19 protein-coding genes are annotated in these 17,059 nt (G+C 67.0%); 11 read left to right on the plus strand and 8 right to left on the minus strand.

The window, feature by feature from the left end:
• Window positions 1–12 precede the first annotated feature (12 nt).
• The 6 genes from O7615_RS24310 (at window position 13) to O7615_RS24335 (ending at window position 3,005) form a co-directional block, all read left to right on the plus strand.
• Window positions 13–219 (plus strand): hypothetical protein, encoded by a 207-nt coding sequence (locus O7615_RS24310; protein ID WP_278180104.1) that lies wholly within the window; start codon window positions 13–15, stop codon window positions 217–219.
• A gap of 710 nt (window positions 220–929) precedes the next feature.
• Complete coding sequence (locus O7615_RS24315; RefSeq protein WP_278180105.1) at window positions 930–1,403, plus strand: hypothetical protein; 474 nt, start codon at window positions 930–932, stop codon at window positions 1,401–1,403.
• The gene (locus O7615_RS24320; RefSeq protein WP_278180106.1) at window positions 1,400–1,723 is read left to right on the plus strand and encodes a hypothetical protein; all 324 of its coding nucleotides are present in this window, start codon (window positions 1,400–1,402) and stop codon (window positions 1,721–1,723) included. The genes O7615_RS24315 and O7615_RS24320 overlap by 4 nt, the downstream gene beginning before the upstream one ends.
• 38 nt (window positions 1,724–1,761) lie before the next feature.
• Complete coding sequence (locus O7615_RS24325) at window positions 1,762–2,055, plus strand: hypothetical protein (protein ID WP_278180107.1); 294 nt, start codon at window positions 1,762–1,764, stop codon at window positions 2,053–2,055.
• A 7-nt stretch (window positions 2,056–2,062) separates the two neighbouring features.
• Window positions 2,063–2,488 carry a hypothetical protein gene (locus O7615_RS24330; protein WP_278180108.1) on the plus strand — a complete coding sequence of 142 codons (426 nt, stop codon included), beginning with the start codon at window positions 2,063–2,065 and terminating at the stop codon, window positions 2,486–2,488.
• A gap of 16 nt (window positions 2,489–2,504) precedes the next feature.
• On the plus strand, window positions 2,505–3,005 hold the full coding sequence (locus O7615_RS24335; RefSeq protein ID WP_278180109.1) for a hypothetical protein: 501 nt from the start codon (window positions 2,505–2,507) through the stop codon (window positions 3,003–3,005).
• 219 nt (window positions 3,006–3,224) lie between these two features.
• On the opposite strand, the gene O7615_RS24340 is transcribed toward O7615_RS24335, so the two are convergent.
• The 3 genes from O7615_RS24340 to O7615_RS24350 all read right to left on the minus strand — a co-directional run bounded on the left by O7615_RS24340 (window position 3,225) and on the right by O7615_RS24350 (window position 4,960).
• Entirely contained in the window at window positions 3,225–3,653 is a 429-nt protein-coding gene (locus O7615_RS24340; RefSeq protein WP_278180110.1) for a zinc ribbon domain-containing protein, read from the minus strand.
• An 84-nt stretch (window positions 3,654–3,737) separates the two neighbouring features.
• The gene (locus O7615_RS24345) at window positions 3,738–4,019 is read right to left on the minus strand and encodes a hypothetical protein (RefSeq protein ID WP_278180111.1); all 282 of its coding nucleotides are present in this window, start codon (window positions 4,017–4,019) and stop codon (window positions 3,738–3,740) included.
• Between the two features lie 119 nt (window positions 4,020–4,138).
• Entirely contained in the window at window positions 4,139–4,960 is an 822-nt protein-coding gene (locus O7615_RS24350) for a transposase family protein (RefSeq protein ID WP_278180112.1), read from the minus strand.
• 934 nt (window positions 4,961–5,894) lie between these two features.
• Here O7615_RS24350 and O7615_RS24355 point away from each other — a divergent pair.
• On the plus strand, window positions 5,895–8,483 hold the full coding sequence (locus O7615_RS24355) for an AAA family ATPase (protein WP_278180113.1): 2,589 nt from the start codon (window positions 5,895–5,897) through the stop codon (window positions 8,481–8,483).
• Here O7615_RS24355 and O7615_RS24360 read toward each other — a convergent pair.
• Window positions 8,466–9,116: a DNA-binding response regulator gene (locus tag O7615_RS24360; RefSeq protein ID WP_278180114.1), complete on the minus strand. Its 651-nt coding sequence runs from the start codon at window positions 9,114–9,116 to the stop codon at window positions 8,466–8,468. The two genes, O7615_RS24355 and O7615_RS24360, sit on opposite strands and share 18 nt — an antisense overlap.
• A 160-nt stretch (window positions 9,117–9,276) precedes the next feature.
• On the opposite strand from O7615_RS24360, the gene O7615_RS24365 reads away from it, so the two are divergent.
• Window positions 9,277–9,573: a hypothetical protein gene (locus O7615_RS24365; RefSeq protein WP_278180115.1), complete on the plus strand. Its 297-nt coding sequence runs from the start codon at window positions 9,277–9,279 to the stop codon at window positions 9,571–9,573.
• Between the two features lie 817 nt (window positions 9,574–10,390).
• Here the strand turns inward: O7615_RS24365 and O7615_RS24370 are convergent.
• Window positions 10,391–11,899 carry an ISL3 family transposase gene (locus O7615_RS24370; protein WP_278176342.1) on the minus strand — a complete coding sequence of 503 codons (1,509 nt, stop codon included), beginning with the start codon at window positions 11,897–11,899 and terminating at the stop codon, window positions 10,391–10,393.
• Window positions 11,900–12,051: 152 nt separating this feature from the next.
• Here O7615_RS24370 and O7615_RS24375 point away from each other — a divergent pair, with 152 nt between their 5' ends.
• On the plus strand, window positions 12,052–13,314 hold the full coding sequence (locus tag O7615_RS24375) for an IS256 family transposase (protein WP_278180116.1): 1,263 nt from the start codon (window positions 12,052–12,054) through the stop codon (window positions 13,312–13,314).
• 233 nt (window positions 13,315–13,547) lie between these two features.
• Here the strand turns inward: O7615_RS24375 and O7615_RS24380 are convergent, their stop codons facing one another.
• Window positions 13,548–13,961 carry an Imm1 family immunity protein gene (locus O7615_RS24380; protein ID WP_278180117.1) on the minus strand — a complete coding sequence of 138 codons (414 nt, stop codon included), beginning with the start codon at window positions 13,959–13,961 and terminating at the stop codon, window positions 13,548–13,550.
• A gap of 295 nt (window positions 13,962–14,256) precedes the next feature.
• Between O7615_RS24380 and O7615_RS24385 the strand changes: the two genes are divergently transcribed.
• Entirely contained in the window at window positions 14,257–15,117 is an 861-nt protein-coding gene (locus tag O7615_RS24385; protein WP_278180118.1) for a nucleotidyltransferase domain-containing protein, read from the plus strand.
• 165 nt (window positions 15,118–15,282) lie between these two features.
• Here the strand turns inward: O7615_RS24385 and O7615_RS24390 are convergent, their stop codons facing one another.
• A complete protein-coding gene (locus O7615_RS24390) occupies window positions 15,283–15,723 on the minus strand; it encodes a hypothetical protein (RefSeq protein ID WP_278180119.1) in 441 nt (146 codons plus the stop codon).
• Entirely contained in the window at window positions 15,720–16,388 is a 669-nt protein-coding gene (locus O7615_RS24395; protein WP_278180120.1) for a DUF433 domain-containing protein, read from the minus strand. Before O7615_RS24395 ends, O7615_RS24390 begins: the two co-directional genes overlap by 4 nt.
• Window positions 16,389–16,577: 189 nt before the next feature.
• Here O7615_RS24395 and O7615_RS24400 point away from each other — a divergent pair, with 189 nt between their 5' ends.
• Window positions 16,578–16,955: a hypothetical protein gene (locus O7615_RS24400; RefSeq protein WP_278180121.1), complete on the plus strand. Its 378-nt coding sequence runs from the start codon at window positions 16,578–16,580 to the stop codon at window positions 16,953–16,955.
• Window positions 16,956–17,059: the final 104 nt, after the last annotated feature.

Below are 17,059 nucleotides of genomic sequence, written 5' to 3' on the forward strand. Positions count from 1 at the left end.
AGGATCCCGGGCGTGAACCTTGACGACCAGCTGATGGCCATGGCGCTCCGGCTGCGGGTGCACGACGGTCCCGAAGAAGGTGAGGCGCTGGAGACGTCTGCGGCATACATGCGGGAGACCGTGAAGTACCCGGACGGCCTGGCCGAGGCCCTTGAGACGATCCGTGACGCGACAGACACCGCACTACAGATCATCCTGCGACACCAAAATCGGTTGTGAACGCCAGGTAAGGGGTCGCAACGAGCGCCCCGCGCGGTCGCGCGGGGCGCTCTCGTCTTGGCGGCGTACCCAATGCCGACACAGTGGGACGCCTGTGAGCGTGGGCAGCGCGCTGATGCCCGCGCTTGGCCCGATCGGTCTGCCGCCCAGCCTGCTTGATCCTCGGAGAGCGCGGCGCGGGGACCAAGACCCGGTGGAGGTGTGCCTGGCGTGGGATGGTGGGCCGCTGTTCGAGAGTGCCCGCGCTCAACCCCGACGACGACCAGCGGCGGGCGCTGGACCCCGAGCAGACGATCGGCGCGTACATGTGCCTTCGACCTGTACGGTCTCAATTTGACAGCTAGTGCCCGTCGGCGTACAATGTCTATGTACGACTTTGTCTGCTGGGGAAGATCGATGTGCGCGCCGTGGTCGCGGCCCTGTGGGTCTGGCCGCTGCCGCACGAGCCGGCCGACCCACGGCGGACGTGCGACGGACGCGGACCGAGCTGCACTGGCATGCGCGGCTGCCGAACGCGGTCCCGTCCGGGCCGGTGACCTACCGGGTCACCCTCCGGGCGGAGTTCGACACCCACGTCGATCCGGCGCTCGTCGCAGAAGTAAGGGCAGGTCATCTGCCGAGGCAACCGGAACAGAAGGGACCACTGTGTCCGAATGCTGTACGGCCGCAATGCTCTACTGCGGCCATCAATCAGGGCGGAAAGGTGTCGCATGAGCCAGGAGGCGAAGATCGAGACGGAGGCCCGCCAGGTCAGGAACGCCCTGCCCGGCTACGTTGCCGTCCGCGAGTTGGCCACCGCAGCGCTGATCACGATGGCAGAGGAGCTCGGCTTGGCTCTGGCAGAGCGGGACGCCCGCGACCTGGCCACCGCCGTGGTCGAGGCGATTCACAAGCCAGCCGAGCTGCACGGGATCGCGTTTGCGTGCGACGTCGCCGACATGGAGGTGGCCGCCAACGAGTGGTGGCTGCTCTCACCGGCGAGGGAGAAGGCCAAGACCGACCCCGAGGCGCACAAGACGCTCGGCTACCTGGAGCAGTACGCCCAGGGCGCGGAGAAGGTGCGCAACGAGCTGACCGAGCGGCTGGCCCGGGTAGGCCGGACGTGGCTGGTGCAGCTGCCGGCGAGCGCCGTGGTGCCGCTGCCGGCGGCCGAGGCTCACGCCGAGGCGAGAGCGGCGGCGTGACCTCGCCCGTCGTCGCGGTGCCGCAGCTCGACCCGGAGCAGGCCGCCCGGATTCGGTCGGCGCTGGAGCAGTTGGGCCGTCAGCTGGCGCAGGCCGTCGCGGCGTGGTGGCGGCAGGTCGCCGCCGTCCTCGCGCGGCGCTGGGAGATCGTCCAGGCGGCCGCCCGAGGGCTGGCCGGGCTGATCCGCGCGCTCGGCGTCGCCGTGTGCCGCGCGCTCCCGGCGCTAGTCCGACTGGCGGACCAGCGCCGGGAACGGCTGCGGGTGATGCGCCTGGCGTACCGGAGGCGGCTGCGGCAACGACGGCGGCGGGCACGGTAGTGGCCGGCGCGGATCCGGAAACGGCGCGGGACCGGGCGTTGGCCCGGGCCCGCGCCACCCGGCGCGAGACGGGAGCCGAGCTGCCGCCACGCCGGAGCCGGCCACCCGCACCGGTGCCGGCGGCCGCCAACGCACCGGTCAGCGACGACGTGGCGGCGCTGGCCACCCGCTACCTGGTCAACGGCTACGCGCCGGACGACGTGGCGGCGCGGTTCGCCGTCAACCGCGGATGGTGCCGGGCGGTGGCCGCCCGGCTGAGGGGAGGACGTAGCCCAGCACACCGGGGCGAGCTGACCGCAGTGATCGGGCAGCTCTACGACGACCACACGTAGCCTCAAGATGGAGATTGAGTTGCAGCTGTTCACGAACCGCTACCAGCGGTTCCGCCCCGAACAGGGCGCGCCGATCCGGACGACCGTCGGCGCTCCCCGGTTCCCACTGCCGTACGACCTGGCCGGGTACGCCCGGCTCCTCGCGCCGACCTACGCAATGCTCAAGATGGCCGAGGGCCCGTACCGGCACATCTACCTGGAGCGGCTGGAAGACGCCGGAGTCGACCTGATCTCCGAGCAGCTGGCGGAGATCGCCGATGTCGCCGGCGCCGGTCGCCTGGTCCTGCTCTGCTTCTGCGACCTGTCCGTGCCTCCGCCGGACAACTGGTGCCACCGGCGAATGTTCGCCGCGTGGTGGGAAGACCAGACCGGCCGAGAGGTGCCCGAGCTTGGCGAGCGGCGCGAACCGCCCGCCCTGACCCTGTTCGACTGACCAAGACGGAGTTCACGTGGAAATGACTCTTGACCGGCCGCCCGCTGAGATGGACGTGCCCCTAGACCTCGACATCGACCTGCGACCCGGTGAGTCCGGGTACTTCGCGGGCGAGTGGCTGGAGTACCCGTACGACGGCGGCCGACGCTTCGAGTCGGCGTACGCCGGCACGCTGTTGAGGCGCTGGCACGGCTGGGCGTTGTGGGAATGCACCCGCAACGTGGCCGAGGCGATCGTGACCGACGAAGAACACGCTCGCCGGCACTGGCGGGCCGTCTACGAGTCGTCCGGCATGACCGAGCCGAGACTGAGCCGTACCCTCGACGCGGACGTCCCGGAGATGCGGTGGGACGGCGACACGATCGTGGTCGGCCGCAGTGCCCTCGGTGAGGACGGGGAATACCTGCGGATCGAGCCGAACGAGCACGGCATGTACGTCGTGATGGGCGGCCTCTGGGCCTGGGAGGAAGTCCCGAGGGACGCGGCCGACACGGTGCACGGGTCCGTGGAACTGTAGCCGTATAGCTGGGGCCGGTGCGATGCGCTGGCCCCCTTTGCTTGGGCAAGATCAACGGTGATCCCGGCGGGATAACGGGCGGGAACAACGGGCCACAAGCGGCTACAAGCGGGTACGACTGGACACGCGCTGAGCAGGGTCGATAGGATTGGCGCAGGTCAGCGGCCCGCAGCGTGGGGGTTCAAGTCCCCCCTCGGACACATCATTACCCCATATCGATCATGGGTGCAATGGGTTGACCTGCAAGAATTCCTTGATCGGTGTGCAGTGCGCTTGATCGCACACCACGCCCATCCTATTGGCGCGTAGGAATGTGGCCAGTGCGTGCGGGCTGCGGGCGTCTTCGGCGATGCTCGGATGGGTGGCCAGCCTGGCGATGATGTGGTCCTCCCTCAGGTAGAGGATCTTGCGACGCCGGCTGCCGGGGCGTTGGCTGCTGGTATGTCCGTGGCGGCATCGGTAGCCGGGGCGTTGATTGACCCAGTGGGCGTCCATCCTCCGGCCGCATAGTCCGCATCGCAGCAGGCCCGTGAGCAGGTAGCTGCGGGCAGTACCGTCGTGGGCGCTTCGGCGGAAGCGGACGGCCTGGGTGGCGATGAACTCCTGCTCGGTGACCAGTGCGGTGTGGGCTTGTTGATTAGAGACCACCCAGTCCTTGGTGTGTTTCCAGCGGACGGTTCCGCGTGCGTCGCGGGCGCAATTGGTGGTGTCGACGTCGGTGCGTTGCCGGTTTCATACCTGCCGGCCGGTGTAGCGGGGATTGGCGAGGATCGCCGCGACAGTCCGGAGGGTCCACCTCTCACCGGTGCGGTGATGGTTGAATTCGCGTAGAGGATCGCCGAGCGCGGCCAACAGGGCAGTGGATTGCGGGCGGTGCCGCCAGCCGCGACGGCGGGAGCAGCCGACGTCGAAGTACTCGGCGACGATCTCCCCGTGACCGGACACGAGTTCGGTCACGCAGTCCAGCTGCCAGTTCCGGGACGTCGCCCGGTCCTGGTGCTCAACCGTCGACATCCGACCGTAGAACGCGAAACGCAGACTGCCCCGTCGACGGGTTCGCGGCTTTGTACGCGCCTCCGACTGCTCGTTCAGCCATTGAGCCTTTCCGAGTAACGGCTGGTGGCGTTGGGTGATCATGTAGTGCGGCCGTGGTCGATGTGGAGTAGGACCAGGGCGGCAGCGGTGATCCGGCCGATGTTCCAGGGACACAGGCTGACGTTGCGTAGCGCTTTGAAGGTGGTCTTGAGCAGGGAGTTCCCGCGTTCGCCGATGGCGCGGACCGCGTTGTGGGCCTTGTTGAACTGCTGCTGCACGTCGGTGCAGGCTTCGTTGCGCGGCTTCTTGAACGCCACCGTGATCGTGTCGGCCTCGCCTTCGTAGCCGAGATCGCCGAGGACCCGTAGATCGCCGTCGGTCCAGGTGCTCAGCAGCGGCAGGATGCCGTGCTCGCGCAGCGCGGTGGTGTCGTGTTCACGGCCGGGGCGTACCGGTGAGGTCCACAGCGGCCACCCGTCCGGAGCGGTGATGACCTGTACGTTCCCGCCGTGGTTGTCATGCTTGCCCGACCACCACAGATCTACCCCGGGTGTCGGCCCGGGGGCGCGGCACCGGTCCGTCTCGATCAGCGTGCCGTCGATGTTGACGTGGGCGTAGCCGGCCATCTTCGCGGCCAGCAACACCGAGTGCAGGCCGGGCGCTTGGGCGGCGAGCACGGTGATGCCCTCATGCAGGTACGCGTACCCGGTCGACCGGCTGATCTTGTTGTCGGCGACCAGTTGCGAGACGCGGGTGCCGTCGATCAACCAACGGATCACCAGGACGGCCTGCTTGAAGCAGCCCAACGACCGGGTCTCGGCGCGGGTTCCGAGCCTTTGCCGTTGCGCGTGCAGGAGGCCGGACAGGAACGACACGGTCGCCTCGCGTACGGGCAGGACGGCGGTGTATGTGTCACTCATGGCGACGCAGAACCTCGATGACGGTGATCCCGGGAAGGACCACCTTCATACCGGGGTTCTGCGTCTTCTCGTTGTACCGCAACGGATCCGGGCGCGTCCGGACCACCGACCGCGCCAGTTACCCCGAGTCCCTACACCGTTACTCGGAAAGGCTCAGTGGGACGAAGGTGCCCCTGCGTGTGGACGCGGTCCGCGGCGGAGCCGGTCAGGGCGTCAGTGGTGATTTCGGGGTCGAGAGTGACCACGATGGTCAAGGACGCGGACATGCGTCTACGTCCACTCGAAGACAGAAATGGTCGGCGAGATGCGTCGCCATCGCGGCTGTTGGCCGGATAGATCCATGGGTGGGCAACAGCGTTGGACGAAGCGACGGCGTGGAGAGCGTGGGAGAGATTTGGTGGTGCTGGTGGGCGGAACGTCGCGGGAGGAGATGTCGCTGCCGACCGGCCGATGAGGCGGGTGGGCGGGTGCGGCTCCTGCCGTGACGGGCCAAGGCCCGGGGGTGGTGCACGATAGAGAACTCAGAAATGAGTCCTCACCGTAACCCGCCCACCCAACAGAAAACGATCATGATCCGGTGTCGGACAGATCTGCTCTGACCAGGACTGTTGGCCATGTTGAGGGACGCCGTGGCGGCTGGTTCGGCCAGTCGTGTTGGCCGCCTCGGATCGGCTGTTGGCGAACGAGCCCTGGCTGTTGGGCCACGGTGAGGTGGTACTGGGCTCCCGTCAGCGACGGCGCGGGGTCGTTGGGTTACGCAGTACGTGTGCCCGCGCAGGCTGTGCGGCGGGTCATGCGATTGCTGCGGGCAGCGCTGCAGGCCGCCGGACCGGCGAAGGAGCAGCTGAGCCCTGGGCTATGGCCCCTTTCTCAATACGGAATGTGGCGGCATCATTACGGGATGGCTGGCAGGTCGCGTCGTCCGTTGTACGCGGTGTTCACCATCGCTGCTTTGGCACTGCTCGTCGCCCTTGGGACGCGGTTTGGCTGGTGGCGGGCGTTCGGTGACCCGGAGAAGGGCGCCTGGCCGTGGATCGAGGCTACCGGTTGGATCGTGGGTGCCGTCTCCGGCAGCCTCGGTGCCGTCTTCGGCGGCGCGTCCCTGGTGATCGCGCTGCGTTCGATGCGGAAAGAGGTCGACCGGGCCGCCCCGGCACCTCAGCTGCGGCGAGATCCTTCACTGCTGGACCGCGACAGCGAGTATGAGCGTCTTCGCGACCGGCTAACCGAGGGACCGTGGGGCGTCGTTGCCGTCACCGGCCCGCCGGGCATCGGTAAGACCAGGCTGGTCGACGCGGTACTCGACGAGGTGAGGGCTGCCGACAGGACCGTTTCGGTGTACAGGCATGAGGCGGTGCCGTACGGCAGGCTGGACGTGCGCAACTTGATCGCAGATCTTGAGGGCCGGCACGGCAGGCCCGCCGTACTCCGGCCGGGCGAATCACTGCTCGGCCGCCTGGAAGCGGCGTTGGAGGGGACGGAGCTGAGACACATCGTCATCGTCATCGACTCCGCCCAGCACCTCGTCGTCCCGGGCGATCGCAGGCACGTCGACCTTCAGCTCGACGAGGCGCTGGAAGCGTTCGCCACCAACCATCGGCACCGCGTGGCTGTCGTGCTGCTCAGCCGGGACCCGCTGGAGGCTCAGACCCGTGGCATCTGGTCCACGGTAGATCCGTCGATCGCTCTGGGGCGCCTACCGAAGCCGGACTTCGCGAGCCTTCTGCGCGCCCTGGACAAGCGGGGCCGGCTCGGGCTGACTGACCTACCGCCGGCGGACCTGACGATGCTGTACTGGAGGCTGCATGGCAACCCGCGCTGTGCCCAGCTGATGCAGGCGATCATCACGCACTCCGAACCTGCCGTCCGGGTAGCTACCCTCCTCGCGAACGTTGCGCAGATGGAGCCGGCGGACGCGCCGCGGCGCCTCGCCGACTTCCTGTGCCAGCACCTGCCCGCGCCCCGCCGCCGCGTCATTGAGGCACTCGCCGCCTTCGCGACACCAATCGAGGCCGCCGGGGTAACCGAGGCGCTGGCTGGCAAGGCCACCCGGGACGAGGTCGAGGGCATTCTGGAGGTATTAGCGGAGAGCGAGTTCGTCACCGCGACACAAGGCGGGCTGTACCACCTGGAGGTGGCTGACGTCGACGCGCTGCTGCCCAGAGACGCCGGGAAGCGACGCGTCCTGCTGCGACGCGCGGCAATCGCGCTGGGGCGGCGGCGCGTGGCAGAGCCACGCGACATTGATGATCTCCACATCCACTTCGCTCAGATACGTGTGCTGATCAGGAGTGGGTGGTATCCGGTGGCCTACGACGTGATCGCGCTGACTGCCGACATCCTGAATGAGTGGAACTGCGGCTTCCTGCTATTCGACCAGCGCCTGGAAGTGTGCGGCAAGCTCGGCGATCCGGCCGCGGAGATGGCCAACGACAACGTGCTGGGCGACCTATATGGACGGCGTGGAGACTTCGACGGGGCCAGCCAGGCATACGGCCGCGCGCTGGACCGGGCGAAGGAGATCGGCACTCCCGAGCTCCGCACCAAGATCCGCGCCAACCTTGGCGCAATGTACTGGCAGAACGGCGACGCCGAGCACGCCTACAACTACTACGAACAGGCACGGTCGGAAGCGCAGACACAGCGCGCGTTGGTGGTGCTGATGGGTGCGCTCGGAGGGCTGGCCGACTGTCACAGGCGCTGGGGACAGTACGACCAGGCCTTGGCCCGCGAGGAGGAGGCGCTCGCTATCGCGGCGCGCCCTGACTTCGCGGACGCATCTGGCGCCGCAAGCGACGGCTACGCGCGGATGATCCGTATCTTGTTGCGGCTCGCCCGCTGGTGTACCGAGATGAAGGACCCCGACCGTGCCGAGGAGTACATCGAGCACGCCGAGCAGGCGGCGGCATCCCGTGCGGACGGCTGGCGGTTGGTCGCCTGCCAAGATGCCCGCGCCGACCTCCTGCTCGCGCAGGGCAGGCTCAGCAAGGCGATCGAGATGGCGAACGACGCGGTCGAGCAGGCGGTGCGAGTGCACGATCCGGTGACCATCCTGCAGGCCCGCACCACCCTCGCCATGACCTATCTGACACGGGACGAGGTCGGGACGGCCAGGCAGCACATCGAGAAGGCGGATCGGTACCGGCGGGACGGGCAGGCCCTCATCGTGCTCGCGCTGCGGGCGCTCACGACCCAGGAGTCGGATCCTGTCACCGCCGGGCGCCTCTTCGACGACCTCGCCGAGCAAGCCCGCAAGCGGATCGATCGGGACGGGCGTGACTTTGGCGCGCGCCACATGTTGGGGTTCGCCATCTGTGGCCAACGCCTGAATACCAGCGAGTCACTCCGCCCCGCCCACGACGAGTTCACGGTAGCCAACGACGTGACCAAGGCGGCCGCACCCTACCTTCGCGAACGGATGCAGATGCTGGTGAGCCGGCTCGATGGTTACGCCCAGCGGCCCGGTGGGCTGCGGCCGGTGCTCGAGGTACTGGCCAACACCGGGTCACGGCCGACGGGATAACCGATCGGCTGCAGGCGGAAGCCATCCGAGCTCCTGCGCCCGCAGGACCGCTTGCATCCTCGTCTCCACACCCATGTCTCGGTACAGCGATCGCAGCATCCGAAACATCGCACGCTCCGAATAACCGACGCGACCGGCCAGCTCAGCCACCGTCGCACCGGCCGCGAGTTGGCGTAACCACGACAGCCGCTCCTCCGCAGGCCGGTCCGGCGAACCGCCACTCGGCAGGCTCGCACTGGCCAGCGCGGTGAGAACGTCGGCAGGTAGCACGGCCAGACCGTCGGCGGTTGCCTCCACGGTCCGCAACACTGCCTCCCCCTCGGAGCCTCGGAACAGCACGGACGTGGCGCCGGCCCGCACTGCCCGAACACCGGCCATGCTGGCTGTCTGCTCCGCCGGCTGCTCCTCCAACAGCGCCACAACGTGAGCGGACCCGGCGTCGTGCAGCGCACCGAGCAGATCCCAACTCTGCTGGGACGACAGCGTGACCAGGACCACCGCAGGCTGGCGGGAACGCGCCCACGCCAGGACGTCTTCCGGTGTCTCGACCCGGTGACCGGCAGGAGTCAGCACGGTCGCGACGCCATGCCGGAACATCGGAAGGGGATCGACGACCGCGACATGGACCACCACCGGCAAGAGCTAAGCATCTACCGTCGAGGAGCAGACGGACCGCCGCGCCCCGGGCAGGATCATGCCGTATTCACGTCACCGTCCCGCCGCAGCCTGGCATGGACCGGCGTCGGCGATCGTCTATAGCGTGGTCACGTGGACGACCCCACCGGAGGTCCGCATGGTCCATGACGACGACACCAGCGAACCGGTGCACAACGTCATCCGCGACGCCGACTTGGCACCTGCCGAACGGCCGGCAGACCTGACCGATGCAAAATACGACTACATCAAGAGAATCGCGCTCGATGAGCCCAGCTGGGGGCCGCGGCAGATTTACGAGTGGATCCGCGAGGAACCGAACCGGCACGATATCACTCGCGCGATGGTCTACTACGTCCTGAAGTGGGAACGGCCCGTGAGACAGCCACGTTCCGCCCACCCTCCGGTCGCTCGGCGGCCGGGCACCAACATCTGAGACTGATCCCATCGATGGGGCTCGTGGAAGTCTGAGACGAGGACGACCTTGCCGCCCTTCCCGCACACGTGTAGGATCCGGCGGCCGTGTTCCTCGCCCAAGTCGGCGATGCTCGATCCGCAGGCTTCGAAGATCCGCAGACCGAGCAGGCCCAAGATTGCGACCCGGGCGAAGTCGTCCGGTTCGAGGACTGGCGAGCGGTCGCAATCAGAGCTTCGAACTGCAAGTGCCCCAGTCCTAGGGTCGGCGACTCGGCCCGGAGGGACCGTGGGTCGGGGACGTAGTCGGCTAACGAGCGCTCCAGTATCGCGTCGATGACGCAGACCCGATAGAAGCCAACCACTGCTGACAGTCGAGGGACACGGTTGTGGGCTGGTACTGGCAAACGTCTTGCAACCAGCGAACGTACCGCTCGATGGCGAGCAGGGCCGTAGTCAGCGGGTCAAGGTCATGGTCGGGCGCACCAGCGGCGGCACGCTCGTAGGTCGGACTCGGTGTGTATACGAGGTCCGTATCGGACACCGAGACGCCTCCAGTCTTCCGTGGGTTTAGTAGGTACGGAACTCCTAAAGCGATCAACGCCACGACCGCGCCGATACTGCTGGCCGTCTTGTCGGCCTTGTCTAGTCCGACTACGACCAAGTACATCACTACACCGGCGATGACTACACCAAAGAAAATCCAACCCGCCCATACCGAGCGCTGACTCCGATGACGTGCCACGGGCATCTCTCACCGTCCTAAAGTGAGATTCGAGGCGGTGGGACTGCGTAGATTTCGGCTCTGTCTCACATTCGGTGGTGACGGAGGGTGCCGGTTAGCCGAGCAGGATTCGGTGTCGTAGAAGGTCGAACCCGGCGCGTCCGTACATTTGCCGCTTGATCAATTTGGTTTTGGTGTTGACGCCTTCGGTGCCGCCGTTGTGGAAGGGGGTTGTCAGGGCGGCGTTGACGGCGTCGCGGTCCAGGCCGAGGCCGCGGGTGAAGGTGTGTAGGTGGGGCAGGTCCGTTGTTGTGACCTCGGTGATCCATGTGTCGAGACGGTGGTCGTTGCCGGCTGCGGGTGTGAGGAGGCTGGCGAACGAGCCGATGAAGCCGGTCAGCGTGGTCATCTCCGGGCAGGCGGCGGTGAGGGCGTCGACGAGCGACCGTTGGTGGTCTGTGAGCTGATCGGGTGGGGTCAGGAGGTAGCGGGTGAGGCGTCGGGGTGACAGGGCTGGGCGGTCGGCTTCGACGCGGCCTTGGGTGATGTAGCGGTAGAGCAGGTTGAGGCTGCCGGTGTAGCCCAGTTCCCTGATCTCGGCGAGGAGTTGGGTGGCGCCGACGGCGGGGTCCTGTTGGCGGCGTTGGCGTAGGTGGGCGCGGTAGGGGTCGACGAGGGTGGGCCGGTACTGGGGTGCGCGGACCAGACGTTCGGGTTGGCTGATGCGGGCGTAGCGTTTGATGGTGTTGAGGCCGAGGTTGAGGCGGCGGGCGCATTCGAGTAGGCCGACGCCCTTGTCGAGCAGATCGTGGACCTGCTGCCACCGCTGCCGGGTGGTCACGGCCCGGATGCCGTCCTGGGGCGGTAGGCCGGTGGTGGCCCAGCACGTGCTGTGTGCGGTGACTTCTTTGCGGACGGCTTCGGCGAGGTTGTGCCACAGGTGCCAGCGATCGGCGACCTGCACCGCCTGGGGTAGGGCGCGGCGGACCGCTTCGGCGTAGGCGCCGGAGGAGTCCCGGCACACTATCTCGACACCGGGATGCTCACACAGCCACGTCTCCAACGTGTGGGCCTTGCGGTCGGGCAGCACATCGATGCGCTCACGGGTGACCGCGTCGATCAGGACGGTGGCGTAACGGCGACGACGACACAACGCGAAGTCGTCGACCCCGAGCACGCGGGGCACCCGCCGCTGCGGCAACGGAATACGCAGCAGCGCCCGCAGGGCAGTGTGCCGGGACATGACGACCATCGCCAGGACCGACATCAGGCGAGCACCGGCCCGGCCGGCCAGCTGACGCACGACCGCAGCCACCTGCGAAATCAACCGGGACGTGCGACGCTGGTAACGCTCCAGAACTCCCGGAAGCTGCTCCCGGAACGTGCGACGGCAGCCCTGCGTCGGGCACACCAGACGGCGCACTCGTACCCGCAGCACCACCGGCCGGGCATCGACCGGCACATCCGCCAGAGTCCGCTGGTGATACCCGTGCACCCGGCCCGTCACCACCTTGCAGCCCGGACACGCCACCGTCGCTTCAGGAGTCCGAGCCCGCACCAGAATCCGCTCGCCCTCGTCCGTGACGTCATCGATCACCAGCGGGGACAACCCCGAGAACACCATCTTCGTCAGATCATCGATCTTGCACACATGACCTCAACGACATCGATTACCTTCGGTCACCACCGAATGTGAGACAGAGCCTAGATTTCCGTGTTTGACCTGGGTGTGGTCCGTTGGACAGGACGTTGATCCTGTCCGGGAAGGACCACGTCATGGCAGACAAGAAGAACGCTGTTCAGCTTCCGCGGCCGTCGGCGGCTGAGGTGGAGTTCGCGCAGCAGTTGGTGCAGCGGGCCAAGGCCGACGGAGTCTCGTTGGTCGGCCCGGGAGGGCTCCTTGCGGGGATCACCCGCACCGTCCTGGAATCAGCGCTCGACGCCGAGTTGGATGCCCACCTCGACGAGGTCGGCGTCGACGAGGAGTCGGGTCGGCGGACCAACATCCGTAACGGGCACGGTGCGAAGACGGTCCAGACCGAGGTCGGGCCGGTGCGGATCCAGGTCCCGCGGGACCGGACGGGGTCGTTCACACCGCGGATCGTCCCGAAGCACGTCCGCCGGTTGGACGGGTTCAACGAGGCGATCCTGTCGCTGTATGCCAAAGGCCTGACGACCGGGGAGATTGCCGCGCATCTGGCGGATGTGTATGACGCTGACGTGTCTCGGGAGTTGATCAGCCGGGTTACCGACAGCGTCGTGGACGAGATGGAGGCCTGGCGGCAACGGCCCCTGGACCGGGTCTATCCGGTGGTGTTCATCGACGCGCTGGTGATGAAGATCCGGCAGGGGCAGGTCGCGAACCGGCCCGTCTACGTCGTGGTCGGGATCAGCCTCGACGGGGAACGCGACGTCCTCGGTATGTGGGCCGGGACCGGCGGTGAGGGCGCCAAGCAGTGGGCCGGCTACCTCACCGAACTACGTAACCGAGGCGTCGAGGACGTGTTCATGGTCTGCTCCGACGGGCTGAAGGGCATGACCGACGCCATCGAGCAGGTCTGGCCGCAGGCGGTGCACCAGCAGTGCGTCGTCCACTTGGTGCGGGCCAGCCTGCGGTACACGAATCGCAAGGACTGGCAGAAGATCACCCCCGCGTTGCGGGACATCTACACCGCCCCCACCGTCGCCGCCGCCGAGGCCCGCTTCGAGGAGTTCGCCACGCAGTTCGGTGACCAGTACCCGGCCGTGATCCGGCTCTGGCGCACCTCCTGGCCACAGTTCGTGCCCTTCCTCGACTACGACCACGAGGTCCGCAAAGTCCTCTACACCACCAACATCATCGAGTCCCTCAACGCCCGGTTCCGTCAGGCCGCCCGCCGACGCGGGCATTTCCCGACCGAGCAGGCCGCGATGAAGGTCCTCTACCTCGTCGTCCAGCAGAAACGTAAGGGCGGCGGGAGCATCACCGGCCGGGTCTACGGTTGGGCCAAGGCCCTCAACGCCCTGATCCTCGCCTACGGCGACCGGATAACCATCTAACAGCATCGATCACACCACAGGCCCAAACACGGAAATCGACAAACTCCCCACGCCGACCGGTGGTCGCAGGCGGGCGGCACCGTCTCACCCACGACCGAGTAAGGGATGGGGGCCGCGTGCGGTGCTCCCGGGATGTCGGCGGCTCCGGGGTACACCGCACGCGGCGCGGCCCCGCGACTGACGTCCTACCGTGGTCGTGGCATCTGCCCTGTGAGCCGTGGCCATGCTCGAAGCTATTCGGCGGTTTCCCAGGCCAGCGCGGCGGTTCGTTGCCCGCCGCTAGTGAGGAACTGTCGTGCCGTTTGCCGGGCGGTCGCGTTGGTGACGCGGGTGCGTTCGGGCCAGGCGTCGGTGGGCGTGCCGGCGTAGTCGAAGGTGAACGCGGGCCCGGGTTCGAGGTCTGGCTGGTCTCCCCAAGCGCTGCTGCCGTCGGCGGCGACGTGGTAAACGAACGACCGATCGGGGTGCCCGACGCAGATGTCGAGCATGACGGGAAACTCGCCGTCGCCGGGAGCGACGAGGGTGACGCAGTAGGGCAGCTGTGCGCTGTGGGCGTGACTGATCGTGTCCAGTGCGGCGTCGAGTTCGGCGACGGTGCTGACCGACGCGGCGCCGTCGCCGCGTCCCCAGGTGATGTCGATACTCATCGCCGGATCCCTTCTCCTGTTCCGACGTACAGCTTATGGAGCCACGTGCGGTCACCGTCGGTGAGGAACACCCCGTCAGGCGTGATCCTTGCGGCGGGATCGTGGCGAGAACCCGGCGGGGCGGTGACAGCGGCTGAAGTAGGAGCCGCCCGGCACATAGGAGACCGGACAGCTGATCATCTTGGCAGTCACTGTGATGCTGCGGCCCGCGGTGAGCAGCGCGCGAGTAGGGCTCGTTGATCTGCGTGCCTGGAGCAGCTCGACGTGCGGCATCAGCGATGTGACTATCAGTAGCATGAAGAGACAACGGGCGGCGCTGCTTGTCGAGCAATTCCTCGAGCGTCTTGACCAACTGCAGGACGAATGGCCGCTTCGGTTGGTGACCGAGGTGTACGTGTTTGGTTCGTTCGCCCGGGGAGCTCCAGAGCCTGCTGACGTTGATCTGGATATCGAGTTCGATGGGACTGATTGGCAGTTTGCGGGTGAGAGGGCGCAGGCGCTCAGTGCTGGCCGGGATCCACACGGAGACTTGCGCCGGCCGCTGGTCGGCCGGACACGAGGATGTCAGGTGGTCTACAACATGCGGGCGCGGGCGGATCTCGACTTGACGCTGTTGTGGCGCCGGGGTGACGACCTGAGCGTCGCTCTGGAGAGGCTGCGTGGCATCGCGGTAGATCCGACGGCGGCCCGTGCCCCACGGGACGCGATGAGCCCCGAGTTTGAGGGGCTTGACCGGTGGTTGCCGCGACCGGTGCGTGAGCAGCTTCTCGAAGCGGTAGCCATGCGTGCGATCGAACTGGAACGTGTGGCTCTTGAGGACCGCGTTGTGGATAGCGCTGAAAGTGCGTCGTACCTGCGGGAGAGATGGCAGCCCGGCGGTGTGTCGTTCAGAGCGGGGCAAGCCGTGCTCGCCCACTACGAGCAGCAGGGGGTGGACTCAGGTTCTATTCACCTGCATGGGCAGGACGTCCGAGGCGAGGTGACACCGTACTTCGCTGGCTTCGGGCTGCGGTACCTGTCTTCGGCGCCCCGATGCCTTGCCGACTACGACGGTGTGGAGTGGCTTGAGGTTGTCCGTCCGACACTGCGTGGCGAACTGGCGGCACTTCGGATCCGCCCGCTTGACCGAACGCGCCTGCGCAAGTTGCGCTGGTAGGGCTGAGTTGCGATGACAGGGCCAGGTGCAGCGATCCCTATGACAATCGTATGCAGCGGGAAGCTGGTGCGCAGGTATGCCGGGCCAGGCCCGGCTTCGGTGAGTCCGACAGCGGGGAGATCCGTCGGCCAGTTGCAGGTGGTGGATTCCGGATGACGGGCGGTGCTAGTAAAGCGAGATCTTGCGCATGCCGGTGCGGGTGACGCCGTAGATGAAGGGTGCCGGTTCCGCCGCGCAGCGCTCGATGTCGCGCCAACGACTCATGACCACCTCGAGCTGCGCGAACACGCTGGACGCGTCCTCGCCGGTGAGCGCGATCATCTTTGCCGCATGGTCACGCACTGCGGCGATTTCCAGCCGGTGTTCTTGTATGTGGCGGTCGCGGGTGATGATCAACCAACCTTGTCGGGCTACTTCCGGGATCCACACGGTGTCCTTCACCGACGGGCTAGCGATCGGGCATGGCGGCCGGTGCCGCTTGTGGATCACTGCCCCGGGGTCGCCGGGGTAGGTGATGTCGGGGCGTAGTCCTGCGAGAACCCGTGCGAGACCAAGTAGGTCAGCGTCGAGGTAGTAGCGAACCTCGGCGGGTTTGATCCGGCTCACGCCGCTCGCTGGGAGTTCTCGTATGCCAGCGCCCATCGAACGTCGGCGATGTCGAGTTGGTAGGTCTCGGCTATCTCATCGACGTTGAGCCCGACTTCGTCCTGCTCCCAGATCGTTTCGGTGCTGATGCCCTTGATCGACGGCCGGCCGAAGCGGACGTCCGGCAGGATGCGCACGGGGGACTGGGGGTTGGGGTCTGGACGCCAACCGGCGGCAAGGTCGCCGTCCCACGTCACGCGTTCCCAAAATGCGGCCGAGGGTGGTGTGAGCAGCAGTTGGCCACCGACGACAGCCACTAGGCAGTAGTCCGGGTCGAGGCCAGCAGCCGTCTGTGCTTCGAGAACCAGTTTACGGCCGGCGACGTAGGGGCGGCGGTCGGCCAGGGGGTAGGGGACGTCGAACCGCTCCCGGAGCAGGTCAATGAAGGCCCGCAGCTCGACCATTGGCACTCGATGGGTGCGGCGGTACTCACGCAGCAGGCCAGCCTCGACGAACTCGGCCCACGTCACGGAGCGGCCGCCGCGCGGTTCGGTGCGCAGGATCGGCTTGTAGCTCTTGCCTCGCCGTTTGTCGCCCTCAAGCCAGTAGTGCAGCGTCGACTGGGCGACGCGCAGCAGCCGTGCCGCCTCGGCCTCGGAGAAGACTTCACGCTCAAGGACGCTCACCACGTGGACAGTCTTGCACGGGACCGGCGGGTCTTCTGGTCGCGCCTCGTGATGACGCGCGAGACATGGCGATGACTCGCTGTCATCGTGCTCGTCGTCGTTGGGCTCATTGCCGCATCCGTACTTGACAATCGCTGAAGCTTGAACGATGCTAAGATCTCAGAAGAGTAGAGACGGAGAGTAGTGGCTGTGGAGATCACGTTGGTGATTGACGACGAACTCGTCATTGACGGGCTGCGTCGCAAGGAACCCCTACGAGTGCGAGTCGTCGTCGACATCGACGACCAACCGACCGCGCCGGCGCAGCCGGTCGGTCCGCCGAAAGGTCCGCTTGCCCCTCTGATGGCTCGCGGAGATCTTCAGGTGGGGGAACGCCTTTACTGGCGTCGACCTCGCCTCGGTAAGACCTTCATCGCTGTTGTCCTGGCATCCGGAGAGCTGGAGATCGCTGGCCGCCGCTATCAGTCACCATCAGACGCTGCCAGTGCCTGTGCGGCTGGAGCGGCCAACGGCTGGACAGCCTGGCGCCGCGAGCGCGACGGGACGCCGCTCAACAAGCTCCGGTGAGGCAGCCCGCGCTGCACTGTCATCGCGATAGCCGAAACTCTGTCGGTTGATCACCACAGGTATTGGTTTCGTCGCAGGGTGCGGTTAACCTACCGCCGCTACGC

The organism is Micromonospora sp. WMMD1082 (genome assembly GCF_029626175.1).
In the GTDB taxonomy this organism is placed as follows: Bacteria; Actinomycetota; Actinomycetes; order Mycobacteriales; family Micromonosporaceae; genus Micromonospora.

Coding starts and splice junctions, on each gene's coding strand:
- O7615_RS24375 (WP_278180116.1), top strand. CDS start 12,052: ATGGCAGACAAGAAGAACGCTGTTCAGCTTCCGCGGCCGTCGGCGGCT.
- O7615_RS24345 (WP_278180111.1), bottom strand. CDS start 4,019: ATGTCGACGGTTGAGCACCAGGACCGGGCGACGTCCCGGAACTGGCAG.
- O7615_RS24380 (WP_278180117.1), bottom strand. CDS start 13,961: ATGAGTATCGACATCACCTGGGGACGCGGCGACGGCGCCGCGTCGGTC.
- O7615_RS24365 (WP_278180115.1), top strand. CDS start 9,277: ATGGTCCATGACGACGACACCAGCGAACCGGTGCACAACGTCATCCGC.
- O7615_RS24385 (WP_278180118.1), top strand. CDS start 14,257: ATGAAGAGACAACGGGCGGCGCTGCTTGTCGAGCAATTCCTCGAGCGT.
- O7615_RS24350 (WP_278180112.1), bottom strand. CDS start 4,960: ATGAGTGACACATACACCGCCGTCCTGCCCGTACGCGAGGCGACCGTG.
- O7615_RS24330 (WP_278180108.1), top strand. CDS start 2,063: ATGGAGATTGAGTTGCAGCTGTTCACGAACCGCTACCAGCGGTTCCGC.
- O7615_RS24315 (WP_278180105.1), top strand. CDS start 930: ATGAGCCAGGAGGCGAAGATCGAGACGGAGGCCCGCCAGGTCAGGAAC.
- O7615_RS24370 (WP_278176342.1), bottom strand. CDS start 11,899: ATGGTGTTCTCGGGGTTGTCCCCGCTGGTGATCGATGACGTCACGGAC.